20 protein-coding genes are annotated in these 26791 nt (G+C 66.8%); 8 read left to right on the top strand and 12 right to left on the bottom strand.

Annotated elements, in window-relative coordinates; all coding sequences use genetic code 11:
* Nucleotides 1–3 precede the first annotated feature (3 nt).
* The 5 genes from NA2_RS04900 to NA2_RS04920 form a co-directional block, all read right to left on the bottom strand.
* Nucleotides 4–2226, bottom strand: a complete 2223-nt coding sequence (locus tag NA2_RS04900) for an FAD-dependent oxidoreductase (protein WP_008594837.1) — start codon at nucleotides 2224–2226, stop codon at nucleotides 4–6.
* A 23-nt stretch (nucleotides 2227–2249) separates the two neighbouring features.
* On the bottom strand, nucleotides 2250–3458 hold the full coding sequence (locus NA2_RS04905; protein ID WP_008594838.1) for an acetyl-CoA C-acetyltransferase: 1209 nt from the start codon (nucleotides 3456–3458) through the stop codon (nucleotides 2250–2252).
* A 46-nt stretch (nucleotides 3459–3504) separates the two neighbouring features.
* Entirely contained in the window at nucleotides 3505–4674 is a 1170-nt protein-coding gene (locus NA2_RS04910) for an acyl-CoA dehydrogenase family protein (protein ID WP_086005952.1), read from the bottom strand.
* Between the two features lie 70 nt (nucleotides 4675–4744).
* A complete protein-coding gene (locus NA2_RS04915) occupies nucleotides 4745–6541 on the bottom strand; it encodes an acyl-CoA dehydrogenase C-terminal domain-containing protein (RefSeq protein WP_008594842.1) in 1797 nt (598 codons plus the stop codon).
* A 200-nt stretch (nucleotides 6542–6741) separates the two neighbouring features.
* On the bottom strand, nucleotides 6742–7197 hold the full coding sequence (locus NA2_RS04920) for a MerR family transcriptional regulator (RefSeq protein ID WP_008594844.1): 456 nt from the start codon (nucleotides 7195–7197) through the stop codon (nucleotides 6742–6744).
* 434 nt (nucleotides 7198–7631) lie between these two features.
* On the opposite strand from NA2_RS04920, the gene NA2_RS04925 reads away from it, so the two are divergent.
* The 3 genes from NA2_RS04925 (at nucleotide 7632) to NA2_RS04935 (ending at nucleotide 13347) form a co-directional block, all read left to right on the top strand.
* Nucleotides 7632–11366, top strand: coding sequence for a peptidoglycan-binding protein (locus tag NA2_RS04925; RefSeq protein ID WP_008594847.1), 3735 nt, complete (start codon nucleotides 7632–7634; stop codon nucleotides 11364–11366).
* A gap of 270 nt (nucleotides 11367–11636) precedes the next feature.
* Nucleotides 11637–12557, top strand: coding sequence for a sulfite exporter TauE/SafE family protein (locus tag NA2_RS04930; protein WP_008594850.1), 921 nt, complete (start codon nucleotides 11637–11639; stop codon nucleotides 12555–12557).
* A gap of 1 nt (nucleotide 12558) precedes the next feature.
* Nucleotides 12559–13347: a TIGR02186 family protein gene (locus tag NA2_RS04935; protein ID WP_008594852.1), complete on the top strand. Its 789-nt coding sequence runs from the start codon at nucleotides 12559–12561 to the stop codon at nucleotides 13345–13347.
* A 16-nt stretch (nucleotides 13348–13363) separates the two neighbouring features.
* Here the strand turns inward: NA2_RS04935 and NA2_RS04940 are convergent, their stop codons facing one another.
* Complete coding sequence (locus NA2_RS04940; RefSeq protein ID WP_157188131.1) at nucleotides 13364–14470, bottom strand: hypothetical protein; 1107 nt, start codon at nucleotides 14468–14470, stop codon at nucleotides 13364–13366.
* A 145-nt stretch (nucleotides 14471–14615) separates the two neighbouring features.
* Here NA2_RS04940 and NA2_RS04945 point away from each other — a divergent pair, with 145 nt between their 5' ends.
* Nucleotides 14616–15167: a TetR/AcrR family transcriptional regulator gene (locus tag NA2_RS04945; RefSeq protein ID WP_008594857.1), complete on the top strand. Its 552-nt coding sequence runs from the start codon at nucleotides 14616–14618 to the stop codon at nucleotides 15165–15167.
* 37 nt (nucleotides 15168–15204) lie between these two features.
* Here the strand turns inward: NA2_RS04945 and NA2_RS04950 are convergent, their stop codons facing one another.
* A complete protein-coding gene (locus NA2_RS04950; RefSeq protein WP_008594859.1) occupies nucleotides 15205–16383 on the bottom strand; it encodes an MFS transporter in 1179 nt (392 codons plus the stop codon).
* 97 nt (nucleotides 16384–16480) lie between these two features.
* Between NA2_RS04950 and NA2_RS04955 the strand changes: the two genes are divergently transcribed.
* Entirely contained in the window at nucleotides 16481–17023 is a 543-nt protein-coding gene (locus tag NA2_RS04955; protein ID WP_008594861.1) for a CGNR zinc finger domain-containing protein, read from the top strand.
* Here the strand turns inward: NA2_RS04955 and pdeM are convergent.
* The 3 genes from pdeM to NA2_RS04970 form a co-directional block, all read right to left on the bottom strand.
* Entirely contained in the window at nucleotides 17020–17727 is a 708-nt protein-coding gene (gene pdeM, locus NA2_RS04960; RefSeq protein ID WP_008594862.1) for a ligase-associated DNA damage response endonuclease PdeM, read from the bottom strand. The genes NA2_RS04955 and pdeM overlap by 4 nt on opposite strands.
* The gene (locus NA2_RS04965) at nucleotides 17724–20255 is read right to left on the bottom strand and encodes a ligase-associated DNA damage response DEXH box helicase (protein ID WP_008594864.1); all 2532 of its coding nucleotides are present in this window, start codon (nucleotides 20253–20255) and stop codon (nucleotides 17724–17726) included. Before NA2_RS04965 ends, pdeM begins: the two co-directional genes overlap by 4 nt.
* 166 nt (nucleotides 20256–20421) lie before the next feature.
* A complete protein-coding gene (locus NA2_RS04970; RefSeq protein ID WP_008594865.1) occupies nucleotides 20422–21396 on the bottom strand; it encodes a methyltransferase domain-containing protein in 975 nt (324 codons plus the stop codon).
* A gap of 113 nt (nucleotides 21397–21509) precedes the next feature.
* On the opposite strand from NA2_RS04970, the gene NA2_RS04975 reads away from it, so the two are divergent.
* Nucleotides 21510–22520 (top strand): ligase-associated DNA damage response exonuclease, encoded by a 1011-nt coding sequence (locus NA2_RS04975; RefSeq protein ID WP_008594867.1) that lies wholly within the window; start codon nucleotides 21510–21512, stop codon nucleotides 22518–22520.
* Nucleotides 22520–24121: a cisplatin damage response ATP-dependent DNA ligase gene (locus NA2_RS04980; protein WP_008594870.1), complete on the top strand. Its 1602-nt coding sequence runs from the start codon at nucleotides 22520–22522 to the stop codon at nucleotides 24119–24121. The genes NA2_RS04975 and NA2_RS04980 overlap by 1 nt, the downstream gene beginning before the upstream one ends.
* Before the next feature lie 16 nt (nucleotides 24122–24137).
* Here NA2_RS04980 and NA2_RS04985 read toward each other — a convergent pair whose 3' ends face one another.
* A complete protein-coding gene (locus NA2_RS04985; protein ID WP_008594872.1) occupies nucleotides 24138–25229 on the bottom strand; it encodes a hypothetical protein in 1092 nt (363 codons plus the stop codon).
* Nucleotides 25230–25354: 125 nt separating this feature from the next.
* Between NA2_RS04985 and NA2_RS04990 the strand changes: the two genes are divergently transcribed.
* On the top strand, nucleotides 25355–26497 hold the full coding sequence (locus tag NA2_RS04990) for an aminotransferase class I/II-fold pyridoxal phosphate-dependent enzyme (protein WP_008594874.1): 1143 nt from the start codon (nucleotides 25355–25357) through the stop codon (nucleotides 26495–26497).
* Nucleotides 26498–26537: 40 nt separating this feature from the next.
* Here the strand turns inward: NA2_RS04990 and NA2_RS04995 are convergent, their stop codons facing one another.
* Nucleotides 26538–26756 (bottom strand): DUF6500 family protein, encoded by a 219-nt coding sequence (locus tag NA2_RS04995; RefSeq protein WP_008594876.1) that lies wholly within the window; start codon nucleotides 26754–26756, stop codon nucleotides 26538–26540.
* Between the last annotated feature and the right edge of the window lie 35 nt (nucleotides 26757–26791).

Below are 26791 nucleotides of genomic sequence, written 5' to 3' on the forward strand. Positions count from 1 at the left end.
GGTTCAGGCGGCTTTCTTCGCTCCGGCTGCCCGCTCCGGCGCGAAGCGCTGGTAGAAGGTCTCGCCGCTCTCGGCCATCTCCAGCAGGAGTTTTGGCGCCTTGAACTGCTTGCCGTATTTCTTGGCGAGGCCTCTGGTCATGGCGACGAATTTTTCCGCGCCCATCCCGTCTATGTAGGACAGGGCGCCGCCCGTATACGGCGCGAAGCCGAAGGCGAGGATCGAGCCGACATCCGCCTCGCGCGGGTCGGTGACGATGCCTTCCTCCATCACGCGCGCCGCTTCCAGGGCGATGGTCGAGAGCAGGCGCTGCTTCAGTTCCTCGACATCCACCTTCTCGGGCTTCTTCTGCGGATAGAGATCCTTCAGCCCGGCCCAGAGATGCTTCTTCGCTGGCTTCGCCGGATAGTCGTAAAAACCCTTGCCGTTTTTGCGCCCGAGCCGCCCGTGCTTGTCGACCAGCGTGTCGATCAGTTCCACATGGCGCGGCTCGACGGCCTTCGGGCCGAGATCGCGGATCGTCTGCTTCATGATCTTTTGCGCCAGGTCGATGGCCGTCTCGTCGGTCAGCGCCAGCGGGCCGACCGGCATGCCGGCCATCTTCGCCGCATTCTCGATCATCGGTGCCGGCACGCCCTCGATCAGCATCGAGAAGGCTTCCTGCATGTAGCGCAGCACGCAGCGGTTGACGTAGAAGCCGCGCGTGTCGTTGACGACGATGGGCGTCTTCTTGATGGCGCGCACATAGTCCATGGCGACGGCGAGTGCCTTGTCCTCGGTCTTCCTGCCCATGATGATCTCGACCAGCATCATCTTGTCGACCGGCGAGAAGAAATGGATGCCGATGAAGTTCTTCGGGCGCTTCGAGTTCTTGGCCAGGCCGGTGATCGGGATGGTCGAGGTGTTGGAGGCGAAGACCGCGGAGGGCTTCAGCACCGCCTCCACCTTCTCCGTCACATCCTTCTTGATCGCCGAATCCTCGAACACCGCCTCGATCACGAGGTCGCAGCCCTCGAGAGCGGCGTAGTCGTCGGCCGGCGTGATCAGCGACAGGAGCGCGTCCTTGTCCTCCGCGCTGGCGCGGCCCTTCTTGATGAGGCCATCCATCAGCCCCGCCGAATGGGCCTTGCCCTTCTCCGCCGCCGGCATGTCGCGATCGACCAGCACCACCGGGATGCCGGCCTTGGCCGTCACATAGGCGATGCCCGCGCCCATGAAGCCGGCGCCGACGACGCCGATCTTCCGGAACTTCTTGGCCGGCACGCCCTCGGGACGGCGCGCGCCCTTGTTGAGCTCCTGCAGAGAGACGAACAGCGAGCGGATCATCATCTTCGCTTCGGTCGTCTGCATGATCTCGGTGAAGTAGCGCTGCTCGATGGTGAGCGCCGTGTCGAACGGCACCAGCAGGCCCTCATAGACGCATTTCACGATCGCCGTCGCCGCCGGGTAGTTGCCGTAGGTCTCGCGGCGCAGGATGGCGATCGCCGGCGGGAAGAGATTGGCGCCCGCCGCCGAATAGACCGGGCCGCCCGGCAGCTTGAAACCCTTCTCGTCCCAGGGCTGCACGGGCTTCAGCCCGTCGAGGATCATCTTCTTCGCGGCGTCGATCAGCTTCTTCGGCGGCACGACGTGATGCACCAGGCCCATCGCCTTCGCCTTCTGCGGCGAGAGCGTCTGGCCGGTGGTCAGCATCTGCAGCGCTTCCTGCGTGTTGGCGAGCCGCGGCACGCGCTGGGTGCCGCCGGCGCCCGGGAAGATGCCGACCTTGACCTCGGGCAGCGCCATCTTGACGGAGGGGCTGTCGGCGACGACGCGCCCATGGCAGGCGAGCGAGATCTCGAACGCGCCGCCCATGCAGGTGCCGTTGATGGCCGAGACCCACGGCTTGCCGCAGGTCTCGAGCTTGCGCCACAGCCAGCTCATGCGACCGGCATTGTCGAACAGCAGCTTGACCGCCTTCTTGCGGTCCCGGGCCTTCTCCTTCTCGAACAGGCCCAGCATCTTCTGCAGCATGGTCAGGTCCGCGCCGCCGGAGAAGGTCTCCTTGCCGGAGGTGAAGACCGCGCCCTTGATGCCGTCGGTCGCCGCCACATGGTCGACGATCGCCTCGATCTCGTCCATCACCGCCTCGGTGAAGACGTTCATCGAGCGGTCGGGCATGTCCCAGGTGACGAGCGCGATGCCGTCCTTGTCCACGTCGACGGTGAAGTTCTTGTAGTCGGTCATGGTTCAGATCCTCTCCCGGCGGTTCAGACGCGTTCGATGATGGTGGCGGTGCCCATGCCGGCGCCGATGCACAGCGTCACGAGCGCGGTGTTGAGGTCGCGCCGTTCCAGTTCGTCCAGCACCGTGCCGAAGATCATCGCGCCGGTGGCACCCAGCGGATGCCCCATGGCTATGGCGCCGCCGTTCGCGTTGATCTTCGAATGGTCGATGTCGAAGGCCTGCATGTAGCGCAGCACCACCGAGGCGAAGGCCTCGTTGAGCTCGAACAGGTCGATGTCCGACAGCTTCATCTTCGCCTTCTTCAGAAGCTTCTCCGTCACGTCCACCGGTCCCGTCAGCATGATCGCCGGTTCCGAGCCGATATTGGTGAAGGTGTGGATGCGCGCGCGGGGCTTCAGGTCCATCGACTTGCCGGCCTTGCGCGAGCCGAGCAGGACGGCCGAAGCGCCGTCGACGATGCCCGACGAATTGCCGGCGTGGTGGACGTGGTTGACGCCTTCCAGCTCCGGATAGCGCTGCACGGCGACCGCGTCGAACCCGCCCATCTCGCCCGGCATGACGAAGGAGGCGTTGAGGGCGGCGAGAGACTGCATGTCGGTGCCCGGGCGCATATGTTCGTCATGGTCGAGGATGGTGAGACCGTTCTGGTCCTCGACGGGGATGACCGAGTTCTTGAAGTAGCCCTTGTCCCAGGCATGCTTGGCGCGCTTCTGGCTCTCGACGGCGTAGGCGTCCACGTCGTCGCGCGAGAAGCCGTATTTGGTGGCGATCAGGTCGGCGGAGACGCCCTGCGGCATGAAATAGGACGGCAGGCCGACCGAGGGGTCCATGAACCAGGCACCGCCCGACATGCCCATGCCGACGCGCGACATGGATTCGACGCCGCCGGCGATGACGATCTCGTCCGAGCCGCCGGCGATCTTCGCCGCGCCGAGATTGATGGCGTCGAGGCCCGAGGCGCAGAAGCGCGAGATCTGCATGCCCGGCGCCTCGTTCCGGTAGCCCGCTTCGAAAGCCGAGGAGCGCGGGATCACCGAGCCGGCCTCGCCGACCGGATCGACGCAGCCGAAGATGATGTCGTCGACCTTCGCGGTGTCCAGCCCGTTGCGGTCGCGCAGGGCTTCCAGCACCTTCGCGCCGAGGCGCACCGCCGGCACTTCGTGCAGCGATCCGTCCTTCTTGCCGCGGCCGCGCGGCGTGCGCACGGCGTCGTAAACATAAGCGTCAGCCATATCGGTCTCCCTGTTTCCCGACCCAACGTCGGGCCGAGCGGTTTGTTCAAAGGCTTCTGGCGATCACCAGCTTCATGATCTCGTTGGTGCCGCCATAGATGCGCTGCACGCGGGCATCGCGATACATACGGGCAATCGGATATTCGTTCATGTAGCCGTAGCCGCCATGCAGCTGCAGGCACTCGTCCACCAGCTTGCATTGCAGGTCCGTCAGCCAGCACTTGGCCATTGAGGCCGTGACGGTGTCGAGCCCGCCGGCAATGTGACGGGCAACGCAGTCATTATAGAACACGCGGCCGATGGTGGCTTCGGTTTTCAGCTCCGCGAGCTTGAACTGCGTGTTCTGGAAGTCGATCACCTTCGCGCCGAACGCCTTGCGCTCCTTCACGTAGTCGATCGTCACCGCCAGCGCCCGCTCGATCATGGCGATCGCCTGGGCGGCGATCAGCAACCGCTCCTGCGGCAATTGCTGCATGAGCTGGACGAAGCCCTGGCCTTCCTCGTGGCCGATGAGGTTCGCCGTCGGCACAAGCACATCGTTGAAGAAGAGCTCCGAGGTGTCGTTCGACTTCAACCCGATCTTGTCGAGGTTGCGCCCGCGCTCGAAACCCTCGGCATCATCGGTCTCGACGACGATCAGCGACGTGCCCTTGGCGCCCTGCGCGGGATCGGTCTTGGCGACGACAATGACGAGATTGGCGAGCTGCCCGTTGGTGATGAAGGTCTTCGAGCCGTTCAGCCGGTACTGGTTGCCGTCCTTCTCGGCGCGGGTTTTCACGCCCTGCAGGTCGGATCCCGCGCCCGGCTCGCTCATGGCGATGGCGCCGATCAGCTCGCCCGTCGCAAGCCTCGGCAGCCAGCGCTTCTTCTGTTCCTCCGAACCGTAATGGAGGATGTAGGGCGCGACGATGGAGTTGTGCAGTGCGATGCCGAAACCGTCGACGCCGACATGGCTGATCGCCTCGGCGATGGCGCTCTCATGGGCGAAGGTGCCGCCGGCCCCGCCATACTCTTCCGGCATCGAGGCGCACAGCAGGCCGGCCGCGCCGGCCTTCTCCCAGCTCGCGCGGTCGAACATCTCCGCTTTCTCGAATTCCTCGTAGCGCGGACCGATCTCCTCTGCGAGGAAGCGGCTCGCCATGTCGTAGAGCATGGCCACGTCGTCGCCCGCCCAGTCGGGGCGGGGAAGACCGAGTATGGATTGAGGGTCTGCCACCTGTACGTCTCCTCACCGGCGTCCATGGGAAAGTTTGTTCAAGCTAGAACAGGCCGATCCCTTCCGCCAATCAAAACGCTTCTGCTGGCAGCGCCATCATCGTGTCGGCGCCGGTGGAAATGCGCGCCAGATGGGCCACGGTCTCCGGCATGATGCGCTCCATGAAATACCGCCCTGTGACGATCTTCGCCTCGAGGAAGGATGCATCGCCATCGGCGTCTCCGGCAAGCCTGTCCTGCGCCGCCTTGATCATGCGGCCCCACATCAGTCCGAGCGCCACCAGGCCGAACAGATGCATGTAGTCGTAGGAGGCCGCGCCCGCATTGTCCGGTTTCTGGACCGCATTCTGCATCAGCCACAGCGATGCGGCCTGCAGGTCGTTCAGTCCCTTCTTCAGCGCCTTGGTATAGGGCGCCATCTGTTCGTCGGCGCGATGCGCCTCGCAGAACTCCGCCACGTCCCTGAAGAAGGCCTGCGCGGCCCGCCCGCCATTGGCCGGCAGCTTGCGCCCGACGAGATCGAGCGCCTGGATGCCGTTGGCGCCCTCGTAGATCATGGCGATGCGCGCGTCGCGCACGAACTGGCTCATGCCATGTTCCTCGACATAGCCATGGCCGCCGAACACCTGCTGTGCCATCACCGCATGCTCGAAACCCTTGTCCGTCAGCACGCCCTTGATCACCGGCGTCATCAGCGCCAGATGGTCCTCGGCCGCCTGCCGCTCGGCCGCGTCCTCGGAGAGATGCGCGATGTCCGACTTGAGCGCCGTCAGCAGGATCAGCGCCCGGCCTCCCTCGTTGAAGGCGCGCATGCTCATCAGATTGCGGCGGATGTCCGGGTGGACGATGATCGGGTCGGCCTTCTTCTCCGGCGCCTTGGGGCCGGAGAGGGAGCGGCCCTGCAGCCGTTCGCGGGCATAGTCCACCGCACCCTGATAGGCGGCCTCGCCCATGGCGTGACCCTGCAGGCCGACACCGAGGCGCGCCTCGTTCATCATCGTGAACATGGCCTTCAGCCCGCCATTCTCCTCGCCGAGCAGATAGCCCGTCGCCTCATCATAGTTCATGACGCAGGTGGCGTTGCCGTGAATGCCCATCTTCTCCTCGATGGCGCCGCAGGAGACGGCGTTGCTCTCGCCGAGTGCCCCGTCATCGTCGACCGCGACCTTTGGCACGATGAAGAGCGAGATGCCCTTGACGCCGGCCGGCGCCCCCTCGATGCGTGCCAGAACCAGATGGATGATGTTTTCCGAGAGATCGTGTTCGCCGGCGGAGATGAAGATCTTCTGGCCGGAGATCTTGTAGCTGCCGTCGCCGTTCGGCACGGCCTTCGAGGTGAGCAGGCCGAGATCGGTGCCGCAATGCGGCTCCGTCAGGTTCATCGTGCCAGTCCACGCGCCCTCGACCATCTTCGGCAGCCATTTCCGCTTCTGCGCGTCGGTGCCGTGGGCGAGGATCGCGGCGATCGCCCCCTGCGTCAGGCCGGGATACATCATCAGCGCCATATTGGCCGAGACCAGATATTCGCCGACCGCCGAATGCACGGTGTAGGGCAGGCCCTGGCCGCCAAATTCGGCGGGAACGGCAAGGCCCATCCAGCCGCCCTCGCAATATTGCCGGTAGGCGTCGTCGAAGCCCTTCGGCGTCGTCACCGAACCATCCGCATGGCGCGTGCAGCCCTGCTGGTCGCCGACGCGGTTGAGCGGCTGCATGACGTTCTCGGCAAGCTTCGCGCCTTCCGTCAGGATCGCCTCGATGATGTCGGGGGAGGCGTCGGCAAAGCCCGGCAGATTGTCGTGATTGCCATAGCCGATCACGTCATTCAGCACGAACAGCGTGTCGCGTACGGGTGCCCGATAGCTCGGCATGAGGATCCTCCAATTCCCTGATCAGGGGCGCGGCCATCCGGTGCCGCACCGTGTCGAACGGCCTCTAGCAAATTTTGACGTTTGCGTAAACGTCAAAATTGACGCTGGGCGCGCGAAATCGCCGGTCCGGTGATCGCCGGACCGGGTTTCAATCATGTGACGGGAGGAGGCGGCGTAGCGGCGCTGCGTCGACGCGCGCGTCAGCCCTCGTTGCCGACCGGGCGCAGGGTGTCGAGCTTGGCGGACACGGTTGCCATGAGCTGCTTCAGGTCGGCGATCGCTTCGCCGATGGCCTGCCGCTGCTTCTCGAGGCGCGTCATCTGCCGCTGCGACTTCTTCAGCACCAGGCGGAGCTGCTGTTCGTTCGCGCCGCGCGGGTCCTGCAGGTCGAGCACTTCCTTGATGTCGCTCAGGGAGAAGCCGATCTTGCGTCCGAGCAGGATCTGCTGGAGGCGTCGCTTGTCGTTTGCGGCATAGAGCCGCGTCGTGCCCATGCGGGCCGGCGTCAGCAGGCCCTTGTCCTCGTAGAAGCGCAGGGCGCGCAGCGTGACGTTGAATTCCCGCGCCATGTCGCCGATGCGCGTGTAGTCTTCGGAGGCATCGGGTAAATCATCTCCCGCGGCGGCTCGCCGAGCAGCCATAGCAATGTTCATCATGATCACTGTTCCGTATCGGATAGTCCGCCCCGGCTACGGGACCAGGGCAGGACGTTGGGTCCGGCGGCCGTCAGTCTTGCCCGGCAAGAGGCGGCCCGGTCCGGACGATTCGCTGAAGGTCGGCTTATGAGGCGCACAATGCGGCATTACAAGGGCAAGGCAGTGAATTGTGAACATTCCATCAACAGGGTTGTCGTGAAATTACGTTCCGCTGCTTAATCATAGATAACCATTATTAACCGCTTGTTTACCATGAACGGTGAATTGTAAGTCCGTCAGTGCACCGTGCTTTCGCGGAATTCTTCCGGCGACGGGGTTCTGGCAGCGGGCGCCCTTCGGCGTTGCTTTGCCACCCTTCGGCAGGTGCAGGCCAGGCCCCGCGCTACATGCAATCTCGACGGCCAACCGGAAACGGTGGAGAGGCGGGCGTTCCGATGGAAAACAAGCGTTCTTATCTGGATAACATCAATGAAGGTCGACGCCGCCGTCCCGAGCCTGACACCTCGCTGGATGAGATCAGCAAGACGCTCGACCGGCTGGAAAGCCGGCTTGGCCGCGCCATCGAGCGGGGCGCGCCGAAATCCGATGAGAACGAGATCACCCGGCGCATCGAGAAGCTCTCGCAATCCGTCTCCCGGCCGCATGAGCGGCCGGACAGTCAGGCGGGACGCTGGGCGGAGCCAGCCGTCCGCCCCTCGTCCTCGCGCGCCTCGCTCGAGCGCGCCGCCTTCGAGCTGGAGCGCGCGCGGCGCCAGGAGCACGAAGTCTCGTCGATCGGCGGGATCGCGGCTGAGTTGAAGATCCTCCGCGAAGAGCTGCGCGATGCGATGCGCGCCGGAATGAATGACGAGTTCGAGATGCTGCGGCGCGAGCTGGCGTCGATCCTCGCGGAGGTGCCCAATTCGGCGCTGAACGGCGAGCTGGTGATGGAGTTCGAGCGCCTGTCCGATGCGATCGCGCAGCTTGCCGACCGCAGCGACGACAAGAACGTCAAGATGCTGCGGCTCGAGATGGAGGAGCTGAAATCGTCCATCGCTTCGCTGGCGCGGGAGGAAACCCTGCGCGCGGTCGATCGGCGCTGGGACACGTTCGACACCCGCTGGACCGCTTTCGAGGACCGGCTGTCGAGCGACATGCGCGCCCCCGATCCAGCGCTCGACCTCCTGCATCAGCGGATCGAGGAGATCGGCCAGGCTGTCAACCGGCTTCCCGAGTCCCTGTCATTGCGCTCGCTGGAGGAGCGGGTGCGCTCGCTCGCATCGGCGCTCGACCAGCTGGTCAACCGCAAGACCGCCAATCCGGAACTCTACGCGGCGATCGACGAGCGGCTCGACGAGATCTCGCGGGCCATCGTCGCATCCACGCCGAAGAGCCCGGTGGCGAACTTCGACCCCCAGCCGTTCGAGCGCATCGAGGCGCGCATCTCGTCGCTCGCCAATCAGGTCGCCGAGGTGCTGGCCGATCGTTCCGGCGAGCAGGCGGTCGATCATCTCAGCCAGCAGATGAGCTCCCTGTCGCTGCGGGTCGATGAGATCGCCAACCGCATCGACATCCCGGACCAGATGGTCGAGCGTCTGGCGCACCAGATCGCCGGCATTGCGCAGAAGCTGGATACCGTGCCCGCGCCGCAGGCAGCCGATGTCGTGCTGCGCGGCATGGAGGACCGTTTCGCGCATCTGTCGCGACTCATCGAGCAGCGGCAGGGCGACGCGCTGGAGCAGGGCCGCAACCTGGTTCACGACCTGGAGCAGCGCCTGCAGGAGATCACCGCGCGCATCGACCAACGTGCCGATGCGATGCAGGCCGGCGACGGAATCATGGCCACCATCGATGCGCGGTTCAACGAACTGGCCGCGCGCCTCCAGGCAAGCATTGGCGAGCCGGCGGAAGCCGGCACGCTGCGCGCGCTCGAAATGCGCCTCGACGACATCTCGGGGCGCTTGCAGACGACCGCGCAGCAGGCATCCTCGATCGATCCGGACGTGCTTCACAATCTGGAAGCACAGGTGCGCAGCCTGTCCGAACACCTGGCCCGGCCGACGGCCGAGGTGCCTGAGTTCGAGGACATCACGCCGCGTCTGGAGAACATCGAACGCTCGCTGCGCGAGAACCGCACCGCCGTGCTCGACGCCGCCCGCCAGGCCGCCGAGCAGGCGATCGGCGCGTTTGCCAAAACCGCTTCCGACGCGCCGGACCAGGGCCTGCGCGACGAACTGAAGGCGCTCGAGGTTCTGACCCGCAAATCCGACGAGCGCAACACCAAGACCTTCGAGGCGATCCACGACACGCTGCTGAAGATCGTCGACCGTCTGGGAACCGTCGAGAGCACCGCGAAGGCCACGTCCGCCCCGCAGATGCGCGCGGGAAAGATCGCCGTCGAAGCGGCGCCTTCGATCGAGCCGGGCGACGACAGCGGGATGCTGGCGGATGACGGGGCCGACGACGTTCAGCAGAACCGCTCGCCCGCCGAGGCCGCCGCAGCGGCAGCCCGTGCGGCGCTCGACGAGGACAATGAGGAGGCGCAGGCCAAGGGCGCGAGGACATCGCTGCTGGGCGGTCTGTCGCGCGCCCTCACCAGCCGCCGCGACCGGCACGTGGTTGCCGACGAGCGCGACGAGCCGGAGGTCGCCCTCAGCACCGAGGCGGTCGAGATCGATGCCGAGCGCATCAACGAACCGCTCGAGCCGGGCACCGGCGCTCCCGATCTGAACGCCATCATGCGCCGCGTGCGCGACGAGAAGAAGGCGCCCGTCCGCGAGAGCAACGACGCCGCCAAATCGGACTTCATCGCGGCCGCCCGCCGCGCCGCGCAAGCGGCCGCGGCCGAGGCGGAGATCCTGAAGAAGCGGCAGTCCGATACCGCGGAGACGGCAGGGCGCTTCGGCATCGGCAAGATTTTCAAGCGTGCGCGGAAGCCGCTGGCACTGACGCTCGGCGCCGGCCTTCTGGTCGTCGGCGGACTTGAGGCAAGCAAGATCTACCTCGCCGAAACGACCGCCATACCGCCGCAGCAGAGCAGCCAGACCATCGTGTCCGCGCCCAAGCTCGCACAGGTCGTGCCCGAGGACGTCCCCGCCGCGGCACCGCAGACGAACCGACCCGTGCGGGTGGTGGATAACGATCCGGTGAGCGACGCGGCAGTCGATACGCTGGCGGCAATTCCCGACGCGCGCGACGAGATCGTCACGGGCGGCATCTCGAAGGACGACGCGCCGCTGGCGCAGACGCTGCCGGGCGCCAGCGATGAACCTGCAGCTTCCGCGACACCGGAAGCGCTGTCTTCCGAGATCGTGATCGACGATATTCCGCTCGATGCGGGTCCGCTGCCGCTGCGCGAAGCGGCCGCTGCCGGAGAGGTGAAGGCGGTCTACGAGATCGGCAGCCGCTATGCCGAGGGCCGCGGCACCAGTGCCGATCCCGAGAAGGCGATGACATGGTACATGAAGGCCGCAGAGACAGGCTTCGCGCCCGCGCAGTTCCGCATCGGTGATCTCTACCAGAAGGGCAGCGGTGTCGAGCGCGACGCGGCGAAGGCGAAGATGTGGTTCCAGCTCGCCGCGCAGCAGGGCAATGCCAGCGCGATGCACAATCTGGGCGTGCTCTACGCCATGGGCGCCGACGGCCCCGCGGACAATGAATCGGCGGCGCGCTGGTTCATCAAGGCTGCCGAGCACGGTGTCAAGGACAGCCAGTTCAATCTCGGCATCCTGACGGCCAAGGGTATGGGCATGCCGCAGGATCTGGTCGAGGCCTACAAGTGGTTCGCGCTGGTCGCCAGGACGGGCGACAAGGACGCGCTCGGCAAGCGCGACGAGATCGCGGCGACGCTCGGCCCGGACCAGCTCAAGCAGGCGCAGGACAAGACCGAGCTGTGGAAGGCGAAGCCCGTCAATCCGGAAGCGAACCTGGTGGACATCCCCGAAAGCTGGCGCGAGAGCGGTGAGGTCACCGCGAGCATCGACATGAAGAAGGCGATCACCAACATCCAGCTCATCCTCAACCAGCAGGGGTTCGATGCAGGCGCGGCGGACGGCGTGATGGGCCAGAAGACCAAGACCGCCATCGCCGCATTCCAGAAAGCCAATGGCATGCAGCCCACGGGCGAGGTGGACGAGGTTCTGGTGCGGGCGCTGCTCGAGCGCAACAAGAGCGCCAAGGCCGCCGACTGAGACGGCCGGCCTGGGCGCTCGACTGAGGGCCTGAGCCAGGATACAGGTTCGGCCGGACGCCGCCGCCATTTCCGGCGTTGCGGCGCAGCCATCAGAACAATCACGGTCCGGGACGCGATTGTTCCGTCAAGTCGTTCATTGTTTTCCGTATTTTGCCCCGACTCGGTTTGACTTCGCCTGCGTCAGGGAGCAGAACGAAACGACGCATAATGCTTCCACACATGGCTCGGCGCGCTCGCCGCGGAGCTTACAAGTACTCGGGTGCCGCGGGTGGGTATTTATCTCCCCATCGCCGAAATGTCCGTCAACGTGTTCGTGCTGCTTGCCATGGGCGGCGCGGTCGGGTTCCTCTCCGGAATGTTCGGCGTCGGCGGCGGCTTCCTGATTACACCACTCCTGATCTTCTACAACATCCCGCCGGCCATCGCCGTCGCGACCGGCGCCAATCAGGTGATCGCCTCTTCTTTCTCCGGCGCGCTGGTGCACTTCAAGCGCAAGACGCTCGACGTCAAGCTGGGGACGGTGCTGCTGGCCGGCGGCATCGTCGGCGCGTCGCTGGGCGCGATGGCGTTCGCCTATCTGCGCCGCCTCGGTCAGCTCGACCTGATCGTCTCGCTGCTCTACGTGCTGTTCCTCGGCGTGGTCGGCGGCCTGATGCTCCTGGAAAGCGTCCGCGCCCTGCGCCGCGCGCGCAGCGGCCAGACCGTCTCGCTGAGAAAGCCCGGCCAGCACAACTGGATCCATCGCCTGCCGCTCAAGATGCGCTTTCGCGCGTCGAAGCTGTTCGTCAGCGTCATCCCCATCCTGGTGCTCGGCGCCTTCATCGGCTTTCTGGCGTCGATCATGGGCGTCGGCGGCGGCTTCATCATGGTGCCGGCGCTGATCTATCTCCTGAAGGTGCCGACCAACGTGGTCATCGGCACCTCGCTGTTCCAGATCATCTTCGTCGCCGCCTTTACCACCATCATCCATTCCACCGCCAACCAGACGGTGGACGTCGTGCTGGCCTTCCTGCTGATGGTTGGCGGCGTGGCCGGCGCCCAGTACGGTGCCCGCGTCGGGCAGCGCCTGCGCGGCGAGCAGTTGCGCGCCCTCCTCGCCCTTCTGGTGCTCGCCGTCGCGCTGCGCCTGGCGTTCGACCTCTTCGTCAGGCCGGCGAGCGTCTACTCCCTGTCGATGGGAGGCGTTTAGCATGCGGTTCAAGCGCTGCATCGGTCTCGTGTCGTTCCTCTCCGCATTCCTGCCCCTCGGCGCGTCCGCGCAGAACGGCATTCCCGAAGGCATCCAGATCGGCCTGTCGACGGACCGGGTTTCGATCACGTCCGACTTCGCCGGCGCCGAGCTGACGATCTTCGGCGCGCTCGACAATGCCGATCCGCTGATCAGCCGGCAGGGGCGCTACGACGTGGTGGTGGTGCTGGAGGGACCGGCGCGCCCGGTCGTGGTGCGCAAGAAGACCCGCGTCCTCGGCATGTGGATCAACACCCAGTCGGAGGTCTTCAGGGATGTTCCCGCTTCCTACTCGATGGCCCTGACCCGGGCTCCGCAGGACATCACCGATCCCGACGGTTACCGGCGGCTGGCGCTCGGCACGGAGAACATCCATCTCCAGCCGCTCGATGCCGACGGCGATCCCAAGACCATCGAGGAATTCACCGCCGCGCTGCGCGATCGCAAGGAGGCCACCGGCCTGTACTCGACCCGCGTCGGCGGCGTGCGGTTCCTGTCGCAGAACCTGTTCCGGGCGACGCTCACCCTGGCGCCGAACGTGGCGGTCGGCACGCACCGCGCCCGCGCCTTCCTGTTCCGCAACGGCAGCTTCCTGCGCGAAACCTCCGCCCAGCTGACCATCCGCAAGGCCGGCCTGGAACAGCGCCTGTTCGAGTTCGCCCAGCGGCACGGGCTGATCTACGGCATCCTCGCCGTCCTGGTGGCGATCGTCACGGGATGGCTGGGACGGCTGATCTTCCGCAAGGACTGACCGGCGCTGGCGCGCCTTACGTCGAGGACAGGCGCGAGAACACCTCGGCCACGGCCGTAAAGGACTGCTTGGGCGCCCAGCGAAGGGGGGCCGTCCCCTCCCGGGTAGGCTGAACCTTGACCAGGGCATGACTGGCGATGTCGAGATCGCGCGACGGGTCCTGCCCGTCGTGCCAGAGATACTGGGAGAGGAAGGTGTAGACGAAGGCGCCGAAAACGCCCTCGTTCTCGAAGATGGCGAGCTGCTCCGTGAGCTCTCGCGCCTGTTCGGCCTCGTCGCGCTCGAATGCCTCGGGAATGCGACCCCTTCCGTCCGAATAGTCCACGACGGTGAAGCCGCCGCCGCCATAGGCTCCGGCACCCCGGAAGGTGCTGCAGCCGAACTCCGTTATCGCGACGGGTTTGCCGGTCGCCTTGTAGCGGCGCAGCTCTTCCCCGAAGACGGCGTGATTGTTCCGGTCGCGATAGAGATTGATCCCGACGATGTCGAAGATGTCCCAGTCGATCGTCTCCCAGGCGCCGGCCGCATAGGTGGCGCGCCCGCCGAAATGGCGCCGCACCTCGGCGAGGCACCGCCGCAGGAACGCGTTGACCTCCGCCATGTACTGACCCGGGCCGCCGCGCTCCCCGCCGAAGATCACGCCCAGACGATCCTCGAAGCCGGTGCCCGGAACCAGTCCGCGCTGGAAAAGAGAGACCTCGCAACCGGCCACGAAGGTCAGGTCGATCCCTTCCCCGCTCAGCCGTTCCGCCAGCCTCGCCACCCTTCCGATGTGCTCGATCTGCTCCGCCGCGGTGGCTTCATAGAGACGGGGCTGGAGCCACAGACGCATGCCGAGGGAATGCGCCGTGCGTGCCGCATGTTCGAGCCGGCTCTCGATCGTGCCTGTCACGATGACGGCGTTGCATTTCAGGGTCTCGCGCAGCGCCCGGAGTTCTTCTGCGACCTGGGTCTCGTGCCAGGAATCCCGCGACATCATTGACCCGTAGTCGGTCCCGGTGTCGTAGGTGACGCCATGGTTCTCGATCGGCTTCCGCCGTGGCGTGGCGGAAGCGGGCAGCGATGGAGCAAGCAGAAGTGCCGCCGCACCGCTCAGCACCCCGCGACGTGTTGGTTGACCCATGGTCCCGATCCCGTTGTCTTCTCGAAAGCGTCGGCCCGCTGCGCCAAGCCGGTTGTCAGGCGGACACAGACAGGTCACAATAGACCTAAAATAGGACATTGATGTCCTATTTATAATCGGGTCTTTCTGGCTTGGGGGATTGAAGATGAGCCGCGGCGCAGCCGGTAGACGGACGAAGCTGGCCATTCTCGACGCCGCGGCGCATCTGGTTGCCCGAAAGGCGAATGCGACCATGGCCGAGGTGGCCGACGCGGCAGGCGTCGCCCGCAGCACGGTGCATCGCCACTTTCCCGAGCGGGGCGATCTCGTCGATGCGCTGGAGGATTATGCGAACAGCGAACTGGTCTCGGCGCATGAGCGCAGCGCGTCGGCCGGCGGAACCGCTCTGGACGCACTCCTGCGCTTCGGCCAGGAACTCTTCGAGAAGAGTGACCTTCTGGTGGCGGCATACGGAAACCCTGGCCGGGAGACCGAGATCGCGGACGGGCAGAACGCCGACCCTGCTCTGAACGCGCTGATCCTGAAGGGGCAGGGTGATGGGTCGATCGCCCGCGAGCTTCCGGCGGCATGGGTCGCCCAGGTTCTGTGGAGCCTGTTCTATGCGGCCTGGCTGATGAACGCGTCCAGCCGGATGTCGAAGCACGAGGCGCTCGGAATGTTCCTGGAGACTTTCACGCGGGCGGTCGAACCCCGCTGACCCGGATTCGCTGTTCGGTCCGATCCTCTGTGCGGCTTCAGGCGGGAAGGCTCTGTGCGCGTCTCGTCCGCAAGCCAAGGGCGGCCACTGCCGCCAGTACGGAGAGGGCCCCGGCCACGAGATAGAGGCTGTCCCTGCCCCATTCCGCATCCACACGGCCGGAAACGAGCGTCCCGAGGCCGTAGCCGGCCCACATGAAGCTGGCGAGCCATCCGAACGCTTCCGTCCTGTGCCCGGGTTGGGCGCCGAGGCCGACCGCGAGCTGGCCGAGCGTGTCGCGCGCGCCGCCGAAAAGGCCTGCCGCGAGATAAAGGGCAAGCAGCGCCCAGAGACCCGTCACCTGGCTCATCAGGAGAAGGAAGCAGGCCGTCACCAGATGGAGGGAGATCATGTGCGGCTTGACGCTGGCCGGTCCCTTGCGCGCTCCGTAGAGCAGACCGCCGGCAACCTCTCCCATGGCGAAGGCGCTGAACAGCAGGCCCGTCGCCGCGGCCCCGGTGCTTGCCGCCGCGCCGACCTGCAGGGCTCCAATGGTGAACGTGTCGATGGCGATGATCGCGAACAGCAGGATCAATGCGGGGTTTGCGAGCGCTCCCCACATCGTCCCGCGATGCCCTTCCGGCACCTTCGCCGCGGAGGGCCCGGTCGCGATCAGCAGGTCTCCGGCGATCTTCGCGACCGCGCAGAGGCCGATGACCATGTCTGCCGGCATGATCAGGATGAGACCGCCCACAAGCGCGGGGCCGATGATGAAGGTTCCGGAATTGATCGCCGTGTCCAGCGCGTAGGCGCTGGGCAGCGTTCTTTCCGGCACGAGGCGTGGCCATGTGCTGCGCACGATCGCGCCCGATGGCGGTGTCGAGCCGCCCAGCAGGGCCGCCGCCGCGAGGAGGCTCGCCGCCGGCAGGTCCTGCAGGAGCGCGGCCAGCATCGCCGCATAGGCGAGCGCGTGAAGGCCGATGAACGCGAGGAGCACCCGCCGCGCACCGTATCGGTCCGCGAGCCGGCCGCCGAGCGGAGCGGTGACCGCAAGCGCCAGCGCGTGCGCGAACAGGACGGCGCCGGCCTCGGCATACGAATCCCTGCTCTCGGAGACAGCCAGCAGGAGCGAGAGGCTCAGCATGGACGTCGTCAGCCGGCTCGTGGCCATCGCGCCGACAAGACGAACGACCCCATCGTTGCGCAGCACGGCGACATAACTTCCCCCGATACCCATGGAATTACCCTCGTTTGTGATTTAAGTGGTAACAGTGCAAGAGGGGTTGGTTACCTGTCAAATGCAAATTGAAAGTAACTCACAGAGGCAAGCCGGTTTGGCTGCCGTCCTCGTCAACCTTGCGATGGAGGGCAGCGCGGGAGGGCGTCCCTATGCGGGCCTCCGCGACGATGCGCTCGCGGAAGCGTTCTGCGTCGATCTTTCAGACGGCATGCGGCGGCGGCTTCTCTCGGTGAAGGACGCAGGCGCGCGGCTCTTTGCCGTGGCAGGGGCGCTCCGCCCGGTCTTCGAAGCCGACGATGACGGCGCGGCGGCGGCGATCCTCAACCGGCTGATGTGCGACTATGCCGCCCGCCCCTGTCTCTTCGTGGATTCGGGGCAGCCCTATCATCTCCACTTCCTTGGGGATGGCGAAACCGATGTGGAGGCGCTTGCGGCGGAGCTCGCCGTGTCCCTGGCGCTCCTGATGGATGCCTTCGCGCGCCGCCGCTTCGGGGTCTGCCACGCCAGGACGTGTGATCGCGTCTATGTCGACGTCACGCGCAACGGGTCGAGGCTCTATTGTTCCGACGCCTGCTCCGCGCGCATGAAGATGGCCGAGTATCGCGCACGGTCGCGCGGGAAGCGTAAGACGCTCTAACGCAGCATGCCGCCGGCGATGGCGTAGATGCCCTTTCCGCCGAGCATGTAGGCGGTCAGCCGCTCGCGGTCGAACAGCCCCGCAAAGGCGCGGTCCAGAACGTTCAGCGTGCCGGTCAGGCTGCCGAAGGCCGGCATGATCAGCCGGTCGCCGTCGCAGGCGAAACAGGCGCGCCGCACGCTCCGGCCGCGCCGCACGATGCGCGCGCCGGGATGCAGGTGCCCGGCGATCTCGCCCGGCGCCGCGCCGGGCACGGGCTCGTGCCGGAAGACAAGGCCGTCGATGGCGATCTCCTGCGCCGAATGCCCCGGCAGGTCGGCGGGCGGCGCCGGGTCGTGATTGCCGGCGATCCAGTACCAGTCGCGTTTCGCCATCAGCCCGGCCAGCGTTTCGCGGAAGGGCGCCGGCATCTCCGCCGCGCCGTCATGATCGTGGAAACTGTCGCCGAGGCTGATGACGATGCCGGGATCGTAATCGGCGATCACGCCGGCGAGACGCTTCAGCGTGGCGGCGGTGTCGTAAGGCGGCAGGAGGCGTCCGCGCCGGGCGAAGGCCGCGCCCTTTTCCAGATGCAGGTCCGAGACGACGAGAAGATCGAGGGCCGCAAAGAACAGGACGCCGCGCCGGTCGCACACGGCCTGAGCGCCGCCGAACGCGATGGTCAGCGCGGTGCTGGCGTCGTTTGCTGGCGCAAGGCTGTTCATCCGTCCATCGCCTCCTGCATCAGTTCCTCGCCCGAAAGCCGCGAAGCCTCGCCGAGCAGCGCCTCGTTCGCATCGCCGGCGACCGCTTCCTTGCCGATCTCCAGCATGATCGGCACGGCGAGCGGCGAGATCCGGTCGAGCGATTTATGCACGATTCGCCCCCGCACGCGCGACAGCATCTCGCCCAGTCTCCTGACATCGAGCAGGCCGAGCGCCGCGTCCGCCCAGGTGGCCCGCAGCAGGATGTGGTCCGGCTCGTGGGCGCGCAGGACATCGTAGATCAGGTCGGCGGAAACGGTCACCTGCCGGCCCGATTTCTCCTGGCCGGGATGGCGTTTCTCCACCAGGCCGGAGATCAGCGCACAGTTGCGGAAGGTGCGTTTCAGGAGCCAGCTGTCGGCGATCCAGGCTTCGAGGTCGTCGCCCAGCATGTCCTCGTCGAGCAGTGCGGCGAGGCCGAGGCTGCCGTCCCGCAGCATGGCGCTCATGTCGTTGAGGCTCCAGACCGCGATGGCGTAGTCGGAGGCGACGAAGCCCAGCGGGTGCGTTCCGGCGCGCTCGAGCCGCCGCGTCAGGAGCATGCCGAGCGTCTGGTGCGCCAGCCGGCCCTCGAACGGGTAGAGCACCATGTAGTGCCGGTTGCCGCGCGGAAACGTCTCGACCAGCAGGTCCTCGCGGCGCGGCAGGACGGATTTGTCGCGCTGCAGCGCCAGCCATTCCGAGACCTGCGAGGGCAGCGTCTTCCAGCGCTTCGGATCGGCGAGCATGGCGCGGACCTCGCCCGCCAGATAGGTGGAGAGCGGAAACTTGCCGCCGGCATAGGAAGGCACCATCGCGTCCTCGCCCGTGCCGGTCGAGACGTAGCACTCGTTCTCGCGGATGCCCTCGAAGCGCAGCACCCGGCCGGAGAACAGGAACGTGTCGCCGGGGCTGAGCGTTTCCAGAAAATACTCCTCGACCTTGCCGAGCACCGGCCCGCCGCGCGCCGCGCCACCGCGCCCGCGCCGCGTCATGCGGATGTTCAGCATAGGCGCCTCGACGATGGTGCCGACATTGAGCCGGTATTGCTGGGCGACCCGCGGATTGGAGACGCGCCACAACCCCTCCTTCGTCCTGCGGATGCGCGCATACCGCTCGTAGCTTTTCAGCGCATAGCCGCCGGTGGCGACGAAATCGACAATGCGGTCGAAGGTCGGTCGGTCGAGCGCCGCATAGGGCGCGGCGCTGACGATCTCCGCGTGCAGCCGGTCGGCGTCGAAGGGCGCGGCGCAGGCAGCCCCCAGCACATGCTGCGCCAGCACGTCGAGCGCCCCCTCGACCAGCGGCGGCGTGTCCTGCGCGCCGAGATAATTGGCTTCCAGCGCGGCCCGGCACTCCATCACCTCGAATCGGTTGGCCGGCACGAGGATCGCCCGGCTGGGCTCGTCCATGCGGTGGTTCGAGCGGCCGATACGCTGGGCGAGCCGGCTCGCCCCCTTCGGCGCGCCCACATGCACGACCAGATCCACGTCGCCCCAGTCAATGCCGAGATCAAGCGTCGAGGTGGCGACGATGGCTCGGAGACTGTTCGTCTCCATCGCCTTCTCCACCTTGCGGCGCTGGCCGACATCGAGCGAGCCATGGTGCAGGGCGATCGGCAGATTGTCGTCGTTGATCCGCCACAGCTCGCGAAACAGAAGCTCCGCCTGGCTGCGCGTGTTCACGAACAGGAGCGTCGTGCGATGCGCGCGGATCGCCTCGTAGACCTTGGGGATCGCATAGCGCGCCGAATGACCGGACCAGGGCACCCGGTCGTCCGTTTCGAGGATGCTGATGTCCGGCTTGGCGCCGCCGGCGACGGTGACGATGTCGGCCATCGCCCCGGGCGGATCCTGCGGCACCAGCCAGCGGCGCAGCGCTTCCGGTTCCGCGACGGTCGCCGAGAGGCCGATGGCCTGCAGCGCCGGGCGCAGGGCGCGCAGCCGCGCCAGGCCGAGCGACAGGAGATGTCCCCGCTTGGAGATCACCAGCGAATGAAGCTCGTCGAGCACGACGAAACGCAGGTCGGAAAAGAAGCGGTCGGCATCGGGGGAGGCGATCAGCAGGGCGAGCTGTTCCGGCGTCGTCAAAAGGATGTCCGGCGGCGCATGTTTCTGCCGCTGGCGCTTGTGGGACGGCGTGTCGCCGGTGCGCGTCTCGATGGTGATCGGCAGGCTCATCTCGGCGACGGGCATGGCCAGATTGCGCTGGATGTCGACGGCCAGCGCCTTCAGCGGCGAGATGTAGAGCGTGTGGACGCCGCGCCTGGCTTCGCCCGGTTTCGCCTTCGGCCGTCCGGCGAGATCCGTCAGGGCCGGCAGGAAGCCGGCCAGCGTCTTGCCGGCACCGGTCGGCGCGATGAGCAGGGCCGACCGGCCTGCCCGGGTGCGCGCCAGGAGGTCGAGCTGGTGCGCGCGCGGCTGCCATCCGCGCGTGGCGAACCATTCGCCGAAGGGCGCGGGCAGGTCGGGGGCGGCGAAGCCGCTGATAGGGGGCGTCCGATGTTCCAAGATCGGCTAGAACTAAACCAGAACAGACGGTCCGCCAAGGGCCGGAAGCCGCAAACGGCGCCTGGTGTTTTGCGGTCGGGCGGAATCACCTGATGCCCGCAAAGCGCGGAAGGACTCGGAGCTGGCCCCGTTCAGCGTTCCTGTGAAATGTTGAACGGGTCCAGCGTCAATGCGCCGGCGGCCTGTCCTTGCTCGCAGCCGTCGGGGCCGCATCCCCGACGCCGGCTTCCGCGCCTTTCCGCACGGCAACGACGATCAGCCCCTCGATCGGGTCGCCGCGATCCATGCGGATCACCGCCCTGTCGAGCGACGCGGTTTCGAAACCGGCGGCGGCGAGGGCCGCGCGCAGATGCGGCTCGCTGTGGGCGTAGCGGCGCGAATCGCGCAGCACCATGGGCTCCGGCCCGGCATGATGCTCCACGGAGAAGGCAAACAGGGAACCGGGGCCGAGCGCCGCGGCGATCACCGCGAACAATTGCTCCAGCGCCCCCAGATACATGAACACGTCGGCCGCCGTGACCAGATCGGCCTGGCGCGGCAGGTCGGGCAGGGTCATCAGGTCGGCGCGCGCCAGCCGGTCGTAGACATGCTTCGCCTCGGCGCGCTTCAGCATTTCGGCCGAGATGTCCATGCCTTCGAGAAAGCTGACCGACGCGCGCAGGCGCTCGCCCATCAGGCCGGTGCCGCAGCCGAGGTCGACCGCATGGGCGAAGCGGTCGCGCGCCTGGCGCCCGATGGCCTCGGTGAGCAGTTCTGGAACCCGGTAGGCGAGCTTCTCCACCAGCGCCGTATCGAACGTCTCGGCATACTGGTCGAACAAGGTCTCGACGAAGGCCGAGGGCGCGGCCTCCATGCCATCGAGCGCGCCGTGGAGTTCGAGCTTGAGGCTGGCGCCCAGCCGGTCTTCCGGGTCGAGGCGCAGCGCGGCACGCCAGGCGTCGATCGCGGCCGCATGTTCGCCGGCCTCCGCCAGCATCTCGCCGAGGCAGAAATGCCCGGCCGTCCAGGACGGGGTCAGCGCCAGCGCTTCGCCCATCAGCTCGGCGGCGGCCTTCAGGTCACCGGCTTCGAACAGCATCCAGGCGTATTCGGCCCGGCGGTCGGCCAGGAGATTCCCCGAGGAGAAGGAAAGCAGGTTCATGCAGCATGTTTTCCGGAAAGCCCTTCGGCGGGCGTTCGCGGCTTATGATCGAGAACGACACTCCTGACAAGCGTGTCTTTCGCAGCGGGAAAAAAAGCCTATCCTTCAGACGCATGAAGCCGCAGGACCTGCTCCACCCGCGCCCCGAGGGCCTGTACTGTCCGCCGGGCGACTTCTTCATCGACCCGGTGCGCCCCGTCGACCGGGCGCTGATCACCCATGCCCATGCCGATCACGCCCGCGCCGGCCATAGCTCCGTGCTGGCGACCAGGGAAACCCTCGACATCATGCGCCTGCGCTACGGCAAGGACTTTGCCGAGAGCAGGCAGACCGCCGCCTATGGCGAGACGATCGATCTGGGCGGTGTGGTCGTGTCGTTTCACCCGGCCGGGCATGTGCTCGGCTCGGCGCAGATCGCCGTCGAGGCGAACGGTCTGCGCATCGTCGCCTCGGGCGACTACAAGCGGCATCTGGACGCCACCTGCGCGCCGTTCGAGCCGGTCCGCTGCGATGTCTTCATCACCGAGGCGACGTTCGGCCTGCCGGTCTTCGTGCATCCCGCGCCGGAGGCCGAGACGGCGCGCCTGATCGCCTCGCTTGCGCAGTTTCCCGAACGCGCGCACATCGTCGGGGCCTATTCGCTGGGCAAGGCGCAGCGCATCATCAGCCTGCTGCGCGCCGGCGGGCACGACGCGCCGATCCTCATCCATGGCGCGCTGGCGAAGATCAGCCGCTATTATCAGGGGCAGGGCATCAGGCTCGGCCGGCTGGAGCCGGCAACCGTCGAAGAGGGCGCGGGGACGCGCGCGGCGGGGCAGATCGTCGTTGCGCCTCCCTCCGTGCTCGGCGACCGCTGGACACGTCGCTTCGCCGACCCGCTCAGCGTGTTCGCCTCGGGCTGGATGCGCATCCGCCAGCGCGCCCGGCAGCGCGGCGTCGAGCTGCCGCTGATCCTGTCCGACCATGCCGACTGGAACGAGCTGACGGCGACCATCCGCGAGACCGGCGCCGGCGAGGTCTGGGTGACGCATGGCCGCGAGGAAGCGCTGGTGCGCTGGTGCGAGCTGAACGGCATCGCCGCGCGTCCGCTCAACCTGATCGGCTACGAAGACGAGGCGGAGTGATGCGCCGCTTCTCCGAACTCCTCGACAGGCTGGTTCTCACCCCGTCGCGCAACGGGAAGCTGCGCCTCCTCACGGATTATTTCGCAGGCGTTCCCGATCCCGACCGGGGCCATGCGCTGGCCGCGCTGACCGGCGGGCTCGATTTCCCCTCCGTGAAACCCGCCATGCTGCGCGCGCTGGTGATGGAGCGGATGGACGAGGTGCTGTTCGCCTATTCCTACGACTATGTCGGCGACCTGGCCGAAACCATCTCGCTGGTCTGGCCCGCGCCGGAGAGCGTGGATGAGGTGGAGGCGCCGGCACTCGGCCATGTGGTCGAGACTTTGAGCCGGGTCAGCCGTTCCGATGCGCCGACGGTCATCGCCGGCCTTCTCGACCGGCTGGACCCGTCGGCGCGCTTCGCGCTGATTAAGCTCGCCACCGGCGGCATGCGGATCGGCGTCTCGGCGCGGCTCGCCAAGCAGGCGCTCGCGGCGCTGGGCGGCAGGGATGTCGGCGAAATCGAGGAACTCTGGCACGGTCTGGAACAGCCTTACGAGACGCTGTTCGCCTGGCTGGAAGGTCGCGCCGGAAAGCCCGAGAGCGCGGCGAGGGCGCTGTTCCGCCCGGTCATGCTGGCGCATCCGGTGGGAGAGGGCGATCTGGAGAGGCTCGATCCCGCCGAATACGTGGCCGAGTGGAAGTGGGACGGCATCCGCGTCCAGGCCGTTAGCGAAGGCGGTGTGAAGCGCCTCTATTCGCGCACCGGCGATGACATCTCCGGCGCCTTTCCCGATCTGGTGGCCGCCTTTGGCGGCGACGTCGCGCTGGACGGCGAACTGCTTGTCGGCGATCCCATCGTGCGCACCGGCAGCTTCTCCGACCTGCAACAGCGCCTGAACCGGAAGACCGTTTCGAAGAGGATGCTGGCCGACTACCCCGTCTTCATGCGCTGCTACGATCTGCTGCACTGGGAGGGTGAGGACCTGCGCCAGCGCGCCTTCGAGGAACGTCGTGCGGTCCTGGAGAAGGTCGTGCCGGCGCTCGATCGGCATCGCTTCGACCTCTCGCCCCTGGTCGCCTTCTCGCGCTGGGATGAGCTCGACGGCCTGCGCCGCGACCCGCCGCATCCGGTCATCGAGGGCGTCATGCTGAAGCGCCGCGACGCCGTCTATTCTCCGGGCCGGCCGAAAGGCCCTTGGTTCAAGTGGAAGCGCGACCCGTTCATCGTCGATGCCGTGCTGATGTATGCGCAGCGCGGCCACGGCAAGCGGTCGAGTTACTACTCCGACTACACGTTCGGCGTCTGGGCGGGAGCGGAAGACGATCTTCAGCTCGTGCCGGTCGGCAAGGCCTATTTCGGCTTCACCGACGAGGAGTTGAAGCTGATCGACAAATATGTGCGCGACAACACGGTGGAGCGCTTCGGCCCGGTCCGTTCTGTGCGCGCCGAACCCGGCCACGGGCTGGTGCTCGAAGTCGCCTTCGAGGGTCTGAACCGTTCGACACGCCACAAGTCGGGCGTCGCCATGCGCTTTCCGCGCATTTCCCGGCTGCGCTGGGATAAGCCCGCTGCCGAGGCCGACCGCATCGAGACGCTGACGGCGCTTCTTGCAGAATGAAGCGCTGCGCCGGAGGTTACTGGTCGGCGACCGCGGCCCTGATGGAGAGGACGTCGAGCACGCGGCCTTCGCCGCTGACATCCGGGATGATGGCGATGGTGCCGCCGCCAGTGGGCGTGGCCGCCGGGAAGTCCACCTCGAACAGATATTCCGTTTGCGACGGGCCGACCACATAGCGCTTGCGTCCACAATCGCCCAGCGTGCCGAAATGACAGGAGATGGCAATCTGCGTGTCGGCGCCGTCGTCGGTGCGCGCATCCACGGCGAAGATGGCGCGCCGTCCGGCAAGTTCCTCGAGGACGCCGCGGCCCACATCGAAGACGACCCCGGCGTCGGCGCTGCTGCTGATGCGCAGGAACTGTCTTTCGTCGTCCTGCATCACCTCGGCGCTGGCGCTGCCCGGCGCGGCGACGGTCGTCGGGTCGGACGGCGTGAACACGGTAAGCCAGTTTTCCGTGGCGCGGCTGCCGGGCTGCGCGCCGTCGGCGTTCTCGCCCGCGCTGAAGTCTTCTTCCTGCAGCCGCATCGGCGGATTGCGGACGCTCGTGTCGCGCTCCTCGCTGGACATCAGGATGCCGCTGCTCATCGTCCACCAGATGCCGATTCCGACAAACGCGACGAGCGTCGTGACGAGGAAGAGCATGGCAAATGGCCGCCGGCGCCTGGGCAGGGCTTCCCGGATGCGTCGCGCGGTTTCCCGTGCGCTCTCGGATGCGGCGGGCGATCTGCGGTCCTCACGCTCGATGCGCGGCGCGGCATCGACGTTGCGGCCGCTACCCGGACCCTGTTGCTGCCGGGCGGGGGCGGCCGGCTCCACGGGCGGCGCGGCGGGCTCCTGCCGGGCAGGGGCGGAAGTGGGCTGCGGCCGGGTTTCAGGCCGCGGCGCGGCAGCGCGCGCTGCCGGCATGAACTCGGTCTCGATCTCCGTGATCTTCGCCTTCAGCGCCTCGCGCCGGGCGCGCTTCGTCGCTTCCGGCAGGTCGTCGCGGCTTTGCAGCGTACGCTCCAGCGCCGCAAAGGCGGAACGGTACACTTTCTCGCGGAAGGCCCGATCCCGGGCATTGCCCTTGCCGAACGCGCTTCTGATCGCTTTTTCTATCGCGTCCAAGGCTGGCGGCCCTCTTTACGCATAACCCCGCTCCATGGTTAACCGTTGGTGAGTATGCAATCAACGGTCATAACAAGCTGTGAACAAGCCGTTGCCGTGCCGGGCCGGCCGCAAGGAGAAGCGCGATGCGCGATTTCGCCCTGGAAGTCCATTTCTCGCGCTGGGAATTCAACGCCAGACACCACATGACCGCCTCGGATGCGGAAAGCATGACGCTGGGCGAACTGGCGGCGATGGCGGGCGGCGATGTGCGCGCCGGCCTTGACGATCTGTGGCTCGGCTACACGGAAACCTGGGGGGCGCCGGACCTGCGCGCCGCGATTGCCGGCACATACGAGACGCTGGAGGCAGGCGATATTCTCTGCTTCGCGGGAGCGGAGGAGGGGCTCTACGCGGCGATGCGCATCCTGCTCGGTCCCGACGACCACGCCATCGTCGCCGTGCCGAACTACCAGGCGGCGGAAACCGTTCCGCTCGGCATCTGCGCCGTCACCGGCGTGCCCCTGCTGGAGGACGACCGCTGGCGGCTCGATCTCGACGCGCTGCAGGCGGCGATCCGGCCGAACACCAGGCTTGTCTCGATCAACCTGCCCAACAATCCCACCGGCGCGTTGATGCCGCGCGCCGATTTCGACGCGCTGATCGCCATCTGCCGCGGGCATGGCCTCTACCTGTTCTCGGACGAGGTCTACCACCTGCTCGAGCAGGATCCGCAAAAGCGCCTGCCGCAGGCGGCCGACGCCTATGAGAAGGCGCTGTCGCTCAACGTCATGTCGAAGGCCTACGGCCTGCCGGGCCTGCGCATCGGCTGGATCGCCTGCCGTGACAGGGCCGTGCTGCAGAAACTCGAGCGCTACAAGCACTACCTCTCGATCTGCAACGCCGCGCCGAGCGAGCGGCTTGCCGTCATGGCGCTTTCGGTGCGCGACCGGATCCTTGCCCGGAACCGCGCGCTGATGACGGAGAACCTCGCGAGGCTCGACGCGTTCTTCGCCGACTACCCGCACCTGTTCGACTGGGCGCATCCCGACGGCGGCTGCATCGCCTATCCGCGCTACCGGGGCCGCAATGGTGTGGAGGCATTCTGCCGCGAGATTGTCGAGGAGGAGGGTGTCCTTCTGCTGCCCGCCTCCGTCTATCGCTCCGAACTGATCGCCGCGCCGGCGGATCGCTTCCGCATCGGCTTCGGCAGGCGTGGCGTCGAGGATGGGCTCGCGGCGATGCGCCGTTTCCTGCAGCGCCACCACAACGACATTGCCGCTGCCTAGCGCGCGGGCTCATGGATGCTGCGCAACCAGTGTCCTGACCCTAGGCGCCCGATCGGATCATGTCCCGAATTTTGGCGGCTTTCTCGAAGTGATCCAACGTGTGCGTCCTGATCCACCATTCCGCCGCTTCCATAAGCAGTTCGGGATCATCGTTCTTGTTGGCGAAGAACGCGTAAAAGGAAAGACCTACGCCCTCTCCCTTCCTCGCGATCTTCTCCTCGCAGGTTGCAAGGGCCTTTGTTCTCAAGCTGTCTCTCATGCTGCCCCATCGGTTGCTGCTGCAGAACTTTAGGC

It is taken from the genome of Nitratireductor pacificus pht-3B (assembly GCF_000300335.1).
Classification (GTDB): Bacteria; Pseudomonadota; Alphaproteobacteria; order Rhizobiales; family Rhizobiaceae; genus Nitratireductor; species Nitratireductor pacificus.

Bases quoted from the DNA above. Each gene is read 5' to 3' on its own strand.
- NA2_RS04900 (WP_008594837.1), bottom strand. From the start codon at position 2,226: ATGACCGACTACAAGAACTTCACCGTCGACGTGGACAAGGACGGCATC.
- NA2_RS04905 (WP_008594838.1), bottom strand. From the start codon at position 3,458: ATGGCTGACGCTTATGTTTACGACGCCGTGCGCACGCCGCGCGGCCGC.
- NA2_RS04915 (WP_008594842.1), bottom strand. From the start codon at position 6,541: ATGCCGAGCTATCGGGCACCCGTACGCGACACGCTGTTCGTGCTGAAT.
- NA2_RS04920 (WP_008594844.1), bottom strand. From the start codon at position 7,197: ATGATGAACATTGCTATGGCTGCTCGGCGAGCCGCCGCGGGAGATGAT.
- NA2_RS04925 (WP_008594847.1), top strand. From the start codon at position 7,632: ATGGAAAACAAGCGTTCTTATCTGGATAACATCAATGAAGGTCGACGC.
- NA2_RS04935 (WP_008594852.1), top strand. From the start codon at position 12,559: ATGCGGTTCAAGCGCTGCATCGGTCTCGTGTCGTTCCTCTCCGCATTC.
- NA2_RS04940 (WP_157188131.1), bottom strand. From the start codon at position 14,470: ATGGGTCAACCAACACGTCGCGGGGTGCTGAGCGGTGCGGCGGCACTT.
- NA2_RS04945 (WP_008594857.1), top strand. From the start codon at position 14,616: ATGAGCCGCGGCGCAGCCGGTAGACGGACGAAGCTGGCCATTCTCGAC.
- NA2_RS04950 (WP_008594859.1), bottom strand. From the start codon at position 16,383: ATGGGTATCGGGGGAAGTTATGTCGCCGTGCTGCGCAACGATGGGGTC.
- pdeM (WP_008594862.1), bottom strand. From the start codon at position 17,727: ATGAACAGCCTTGCGCCAGCAAACGACGCCAGCACCGCGCTGACCATC.
- NA2_RS04970 (WP_008594865.1), bottom strand. From the start codon at position 21,396: ATGAACCTGCTTTCCTTCTCCTCGGGGAATCTCCTGGCCGACCGCCGG.
- NA2_RS04975 (WP_008594867.1), top strand. From the start codon at position 21,510: ATGAAGCCGCAGGACCTGCTCCACCCGCGCCCCGAGGGCCTGTACTGT.
- NA2_RS04980 (WP_008594870.1), top strand. From the start codon at position 22,520: ATGCGCCGCTTCTCCGAACTCCTCGACAGGCTGGTTCTCACCCCGTCG.
- NA2_RS04990 (WP_008594874.1), top strand. From the start codon at position 25,355: ATGCGCGATTTCGCCCTGGAAGTCCATTTCTCGCGCTGGGAATTCAAC.
- NA2_RS04995 (WP_008594876.1), bottom strand. From the start codon at position 26,756: ATGAGAGACAGCTTGAGAACAAAGGCCCTTGCAACCTGCGAGGAGAAG.